Annotated in this window: 3 protein-coding genes and 3 pseudogenes; 1 reads left to right on the forward strand and 5 read right to left on the reverse strand. The window is 69.0% G+C overall.

Features of this window, described 5'->3' with window-relative positions; all coding sequences use genetic code 11:
* The 5 genes and pseudogenes from C569_RS31615 to C569_RS0129325 all read right to left on the reverse strand — a co-directional run.
* The coding region (locus C569_RS31615) for an MsnO8 family LLM class oxidoreductase (RefSeq protein WP_018789255.1) at positions 1-779 on the reverse strand (779 nt) is incomplete at its 3' end.
* A 292-nt stretch (positions 780-1,071) separates the two neighbouring features.
* A pseudogene (locus C569_RS34820) lies at positions 1,072-1,350 on the reverse strand (hypothetical protein); the annotation flags it as partial.
* Positions 1,265-2,551, reverse strand: a pseudogene (locus C569_RS31620) (ABC transporter ATP-binding protein); the annotation flags it as partial. The pseudogenes C569_RS31620 and C569_RS34820, both read right to left, overlap by 86 nt.
* On the reverse strand, positions 2,532-5,684 hold the full coding sequence (locus tag C569_RS0129320; RefSeq protein ID WP_196806825.1) for a type 2 lanthipeptide synthetase LanM family protein: 3,153 nt from the start codon (positions 5,682-5,684) through the stop codon (positions 2,532-2,534). The gene C569_RS0129320 and the pseudogene C569_RS31620, both read right to left, overlap by 20 nt.
* 102 nt (positions 5,685-5,786) lie before the next feature.
* Positions 5,787-5,984: a hypothetical protein gene (locus tag C569_RS0129325; RefSeq protein WP_026268801.1), complete on the reverse strand. Its 198-nt coding sequence runs from the start codon at positions 5,982-5,984 to the stop codon at positions 5,787-5,789.
* A gap of 394 nt (positions 5,985-6,378) precedes the next feature.
* Here C569_RS0129325 and C569_RS33515 point away from each other — a divergent pair.
* Positions 6,379-6,532: pseudogene (locus tag C569_RS33515) on the forward strand (IS1380 family transposase); the annotation flags it as partial.

The raw sequence follows: 6,532 nt of genomic DNA on the forward strand, positions 1-6,532 counted from the left end.
CTCGGCACGCCACCACGGTAGTCATCGGTCAACTGCACCTGGGCACGCCAACCGGTGGTGCAAGACATCCAGAAGCAGGTCGCCAACTCCTCCGCCTGCTCCGCCGTGTCGGCGCAGAGCACTCGTAGTGCGAGCATCGCCTGGGGTTCGGCCGACCACGGTGACGGCCGGAACGCCTCGCGGTAGGCGGCGATCGCCTCGGGACTTTCCTCGGCGGCGATGAACTGGGCGAAGCAGAACGGCAGGCCCAGCATGCCCGCCATCCGGGCGCTACCCACCCCGGAACCGAGCATCCACGGCACGGGTGGCTGTGCCACCTCCGGGGTCACCGAGACCCGGCTGACGGCACGGGGATCCCCGAGGAAACCCAGCAGGCGGCCGATCTGCTGGAGGAACGCCTCGTCCGTGGCCAGAGCGTAAGGATTGAGCAGCTCCGCCATGGCCACTGGGCCACCGGCTCCCCGGCCGAATCCGAGGTCGACCCGACCCGGGTACAGCGCCGCCAGGATCCGGAACGTCTCCGCCACCTTCAAAGGGCTGTAGTAGGGCAGCAGGACACCGCCGCTGCCCACCCGGATGCGCGTCGTGACCGCCGCGACGGCGGCCGCGACCACCTCCGGCGACGCGCAGGCGTTCGCGGCACTGCCATGGTGCTCGGCTATCCAGAAGCGCTGGTAACCGAAGGACTCCACCGCCCTGGCGAGTTCGATGGAGTCCCGTACCGACTTCACCGGGCTGCCATCGCGGAACACCGGAACCTGATCCAGAACGCTGAGCATGCCAATATCCCTTCAGGCAAGAAGTTGACGGGTCGCGAACTCGCGGTAAAGCTGATCGTTGATCATCAGCTCCTCGTGTCGTCCAGCAGCCACCGCGCGACCCGCGTCGATCACCACTATCTGCTCCGCTCTGGCCACGGTGGCCAAGGCGATGCGCGACGACCAGCAACGTACGACCGGCGGCCAGGGTCGCCAGCGTGGTCTGCAGCGCGTGCTCGTTGCGCGCGTCCAGATGGGCGGTCGGTTCATCGAACAGCAGCAGCGGAGCCGCGGTCAGTAGGGTCCGGGCTACCGCCAACCGTTGTCGTTCCCCGCCGGAGAACAGAACGCCGCCGTCGCCGACCGGCGCATCCAGGCCCGCCGGGCTTCGGGCCAGCGTCTCCTCCAGGTTCACCGCAGCGGTCACCCGCCCGGATCGCCGACTCCGCGGCGTCCGGCGCGGCCAGTGTGAGATTGTCCCGCACTGTCCCGGCCAGCAAGGGCGCCTCCTGCTCCACGTATCCCAGCACCCCCCGCAGCTCGACCAGTGGGTAATCGCGGATGTCCCGACCGTGCAGGCGGATCGACCCATCGGAGATCTCGTACAGCCGGGCGATCAATGCCAGAATCGTTGACTTCCCCGCACCCGAAGGACCGACCAGAGCGGTGGTGCCCCCGTCGGGGACCCGGAAGCTCACCTCCCGCAGCACCTCGGCACCCTTCGGATAGTGGAACGAGACCCGATCGAACTCCAGCAGTGGCTGCGCCCGATGACAACGGACCGGCGGGACCGGCCGTGCCGGCATCGTCCGATCCTCGTCCTGCAGCTCGAGAATCTCCTGGATCCGTGATACCGCCCCCAGGCCGCTCTGGATCTGCGCCACCGCATCTCCGACCTGCGCCAACGGCAGGGCCAGCGTGAACAGGAACAGCGTGAACGCCACCAGGTCGCCGACTGACATGGCGTCCTGGGCGACGCGATAGCCACCGACTCCGATCACCGCGACGAAGGAGCCCTGCAACGCCAGCCGGACGACCGGCCCGATCTGAGCGGTCACCAGGGCCAGCCGTACACCCGCCGCACGTGCCCGGTCGGCCGCCCGCACCACCTGGGCCGTCTCACGTCGGGTCGCATTGGCCACGCGGATGGTCCGGATGGCGCCCAGGACACGGGTCACGGCGGCGGTCAGCCCGCCGACCTCCACCTGGACGTTCTCACTGAGAGTACGCAGACGCCGACCCAGCAGACGCACCACCACCGCCCCGACCGCCACCGGGAGCAGGCTGACCCCGAGCAGCACCGGGTCGATCAGAGCCATGGCAACCACCGATCCCGCGACCAGCAGCAACCCACTGACCAGGTCCACCACGCCGGCGGTGACGGCCGAGCGCAACTGGGTGGTGTCCGCGCCCACCCGGGACACCAGATCACCGGTCTGTCGCTCGTCGTAGACACTGACCGGCAACCGAAGCAGATGCTCGATCAGGGTGCGGCGGGCGGTGAACACCACCGCCTCACCGGTGCGCTGCAACAGGAACTGCTGCACCGCGCCCAGGCCCGCTCCGGCCACCATGACCAGCAGCACCGCGACTGCGACCGGGCCGTACGGCTCGGACGCCTGGACCGCCGTCAGCACCCGGCGGATCAGGAACGGCTGGCCGAGTTGGAGGACTACCCCGATCAGCGCCAGGACGCAAACCGCGGCCAACGCGCCGCGATGCTCGGCCACGCATTGGCGCAGCAGGTGGCGCGATCGCTCGCCGCGCACCGGCTCACCGAGCGTCGCGGTCACGGGGGCTCTCGAGCCAGCACACCGCAGGGACGTCCTGCGGCCAGGCCAACCGCAGCAGGCCCAGGCAGGCGCCAGCGGAGCCGAGCATCAGACCGGGCATCTCGATGCCTCCGGTGAGGCCACAGCGCACGCCGCCGTCCCGGATATCACGGACCACCCCACCGGCGAACGCGTCGTGCCCGGTCGGCCCGGCTCCGGTCCGCTCTGCCAGGTCGAGCAGGGCGAGGGCTCCGAAGTCACCGTGACAGAGGCTGTGATTGAGCCCGAATCCGTGAGTGGACACCAGGGCCACGGCGGCCGACGCCTCCCGCGCCAACTGGTCGTCCCGATGGTGCCGCTGGATCAACAGGCGGGAAAGTCCGATGCCGGCGGCGCCGTGGCACCACAAGGCGGGATACCCATCGGAGTCGGCCATCTCCGGACGCAGGTCTCGCCATGCCCCGACAGAAGGCACGTATAGACGGCGGTCGAAGTCGACCGCCCGACCCGCCAGCTCACGCAGTGCTCCGTCGCCGAACTCCTCCGCCAGCGCGTACAACGGCCACGCTATGCCCGCCGAGCCGTGAGAGAACCCGCCGAGCATCACTCCGGTACGAGTCGCGTACCAGCCGGCCGTGCCCTCGACGTCGACCGCCGATCCGGCCAGCCGTTCACCGCAGATGCCCGCGATGTCACGCAGGGCCGGCATGCCGTGTCGGCGGTACAGGGACAGCGACACCACGGCACAGCCGGCGAGCCCGGCGATCAGATCGGGGCACTCCTCCCGCGTGGCGCACTCGCGCAGCCAGGGCAGCGCGTCCGCGACCGCGTCCAGGTAGGTGGAATCCCCCGTGGCGTGGGCGACGTGGTCGAGCGTGTAGAGCAGCCCGGCGATGCCGCTGTACGCACCGACGGTTTCCACGATGCGGTGCTCGGCCAGGTATCGGAGATACCCGACCACCGGCCGGGCCGCGCGGTGGGCCAGGTCCAGACACCGCTCGTCCTCCAACTGCCGCGCGGCGTACGCGAAGGTGAGCGCCATGCCGGCGACCCCGTCGTAGAGACCGGTCGACAGCGGCTTGTAGCTGTATGTCTCCTGCTCGATGCCCTCGATGCTGACCCCGATCCAGCTGACGTCGTCAACACCCAGCACAGCCTCGTCTGCCAGGTGACGCGCGATCAAACCGGCCAGATCGGCAGCCGTCCGCTGATCGACATCCGCCGTCGGCGTGGGCGGCAACACCTGGCGGACCGCGGGTGGGGGCGCCGGCATCGTGCCCATCGAGTCCCGGACGATACGTACCTGCGCGGCCCGGTGCACGGGTCCGAACCGGGCCAGTCGGTCGGCGAGCACGGTGGCGCCGGGCGCCGCAAAGAAGTCGGGAACGAGAACGCCGCCGGCCGTGCCGATCTGCCGGGTCCCGGCAACTGTACGGAAACAGGGGATGTCGCCGTCGAGCAGTTGACGCTTCTCCGACTCGAGGAGCGGGACGAGGTCGGGCCGGGCGGCGGCTGCGGTCCACAGTTTGTCGAGCAACCGATCCCGGTCCCGCGCGTCGCGAAGATAGTCGGGGTGGTAGCTCTCGGTCAGGAACACGCTGTAGCGACGTGTCGGGCGGGCGAGGTAGCGGACCTCCACGTCGCGGAAGCCGGCGAGCAGCCGGTCGAAAACCTCACGATGTGCGGTCATGATGTCGTACGCCTCGACGAAACCGGCAACGACGTCCTCGGTGTGCTCCCGGGGATCGACGTCCACCCCGGCCAGCGTCGGACGGTTCTGCGCGCCGAGCATCGTCGCCTCGACGGCCTCCACCCGTGCCGTGTCGGTGTACAGGTCAACGATCATGGGCACCGGTCGGGGCGCGGTCTGGGGTTCCCCGCCGCCGATGGCGCTCACGTCAACGCTCTGCCGCTGCCGGCCTCCGAAGGCCCGCGCGGGAAGGATCCCGATCGCCAGCACACTCTGGTTGAGCAGATCCACGGCGCGGCCGTACGCGTCCTGCGGAGCACCGGCGGGATTGCCGGGCTGCAGCAACGTCTCCAGGTCGATCGGGCTGAACGACGAGCCAGCCGCGATCACGTTCTCCATGTGCATGTCCACGGCGCCCAGCAGCAGCATGACCGCCAGCACCGAGCCCGCGGTGCGATAGAAACGGGTCAGCTCGCTGGAATCGGCACAGGACTGCGGGCAGATGAACTCGCACCAGCCGTGGGTTCCGCGGTCGAGCACCCGCGGGGCCACCACGGCGGGCGAGACGCCGAGCCGGTTGAGCTCCGCCACCGTGTCGGCGTACGCGCGCTCGGCGGAGACCGACCGCGGCTTGTAGACGAGGTCGGTGCCATCAGCGAAGGTCAGCTGGGCCACCGAGCGTCCGCCGTTGTGCGGGTCGCCCAAGTCTAGCCGGACAGCGGTCACGTCGCCGGCCGGCGGGAACAGGCCGGCGTCTCGCAACGGCTCCTCGTCGGCGGCCAACCGCTCCCACAGCTCGGCGACGTGGGTGACCCACCCGCGTCCAGCCTCCACCAGGCAGCGGCCGAGCACCGGGTATTCGTCGAAGAGAGCATTCAGTTTTCCGGCGTCCGTGAGCAGCACCCGGTCGTAGTGGTCGTAGCGCTGCTGCGGGGTGTCGCCGGTCAGCTGTCCCTGAACCCGAGCGACATTGAGTTCCAGCAACAGGGTCCGCGTGCAGATGGTGAGGAGTCGGTTCGCCAGGCCCTCCAGCAACGGCCGGCGCAGCCGGACCGCGCGCGCCAGACCGGTTGCGGGTGGCAGTCGGTCCCGTAGCCGCTGCTCGTAGTAGGCGAGGAAGCGGTTGAGCAGACCGGCGAAGGGCAGGCGTTCAAAACCCTGGGACCACAGTTTCGTGGACAAGGGCAGCCCAGCGACGTCCGCGGCGTCGGTGTCCAGGACGGCAGCCAGTTCCGTCGCCCAGTCCAGCACGCCTTCGCGAACCTCGAATTCGCCGTCCGCGAGCAGTTGGCCGAAGTCGATGGAGGTCAGTCCCATTTCGCGCAGGCGAAGGGCGAACACGCGCTCGTCGAGAAAGGCGGACTTGCGCCATGCCTCGATCAGCCTTACTACCGACCGGGCCGGCTCCGTCTGCGTCTCATGCGCCGCCACATCAGCCGAGCGCTCGTGCAGATACGCACTCATTCGGGAGGAGGGGGTGGTGGTCTTGTTGACGGACGACATGGCTCTCCTGCGGAAAGAGGGGCGCCGGGGCGGCTGTTGCGCGCCCCGGCGCCACGGCGAGCGTTACTGGCAGGCGCAGACGACCGTGCCGCACTCGATGGTGAGGGTGCAGACCCAGCCGCTGCTCGCGGCGTAGATGGTGCGGTCCTCGCGCAACTCCTCGACGCTCAGCTCCCCGAAGCCAGTGCCGGCCGGGTGGTCGATCGCCGACTCCCGGAGCTCGGCGTCCTTCCAGGACTTCACGATGACAGCAGCAGACATGGTGGCGTTCCTTTCGGTTGACTCTCCCGGCGGTCGACGGGAGTTATCGACAAACCGCGACCACGGCGCCATGGCCTCGATTACGTCCGAAGGAACCGGAGGTGTGGGGTCACCACCTCCGGCATCAGCACCACCATTAGAAAGACGCGGATTGGCCGCCGAATACCCGTAACCAGGGTGGCCGATAATGCTGCCCGGCCGGGCCCACGCCAGCCCTTCTACCGCCGACAACAGCCTTCCTGCGGGTTGACAGGCATCGATCAGGACAGCTTAGCCTCGGCCCTTGGTTAAGGGCTGTCCAAGGAGTGGACCGGAAACGAGGAAGTGCCTTCTGATCAGGGAAAATAGGACTTGCTGAGGGTCCGATGTTCCTGTCACGGAAGGCACTTGCTGGATGAAGGCTACCGCAATACGTCCGAAGATCATGGTGACCGGGGACGGGCGGGGCATCGTCGGGCACGCTGGTGCCCGGCTGCTCGCTGATCTGGCTGATGCGACCGGCCTGACCAGCGCGTTCAGCCACGCCCTTGCGGGTCTGCGGCAGCGGC

Source organism: Micromonospora sp. CNB394 (assembly GCF_000374985.1).
Classification (GTDB): domain Bacteria; phylum Actinomycetota; class Actinomycetes; order Mycobacteriales; family Micromonosporaceae; genus Micromonospora; species Micromonospora marina.

Excerpts from the sequence above, each read along its gene's own strand:
- C569_RS0129325 (WP_026268801.1), bottom strand. The coding sequence starts at position 5,984 with ATGTCTGCTGCTGTCATCGTGAAGTCCTGGAAGGACGCCGAGCTCCGG.
- C569_RS0129320 (WP_196806825.1), bottom strand. The coding sequence starts at position 5,684 with ATGAGTGCGTATCTGCACGAGCGCTCGGCTGATGTGGCGGCGCATGAG.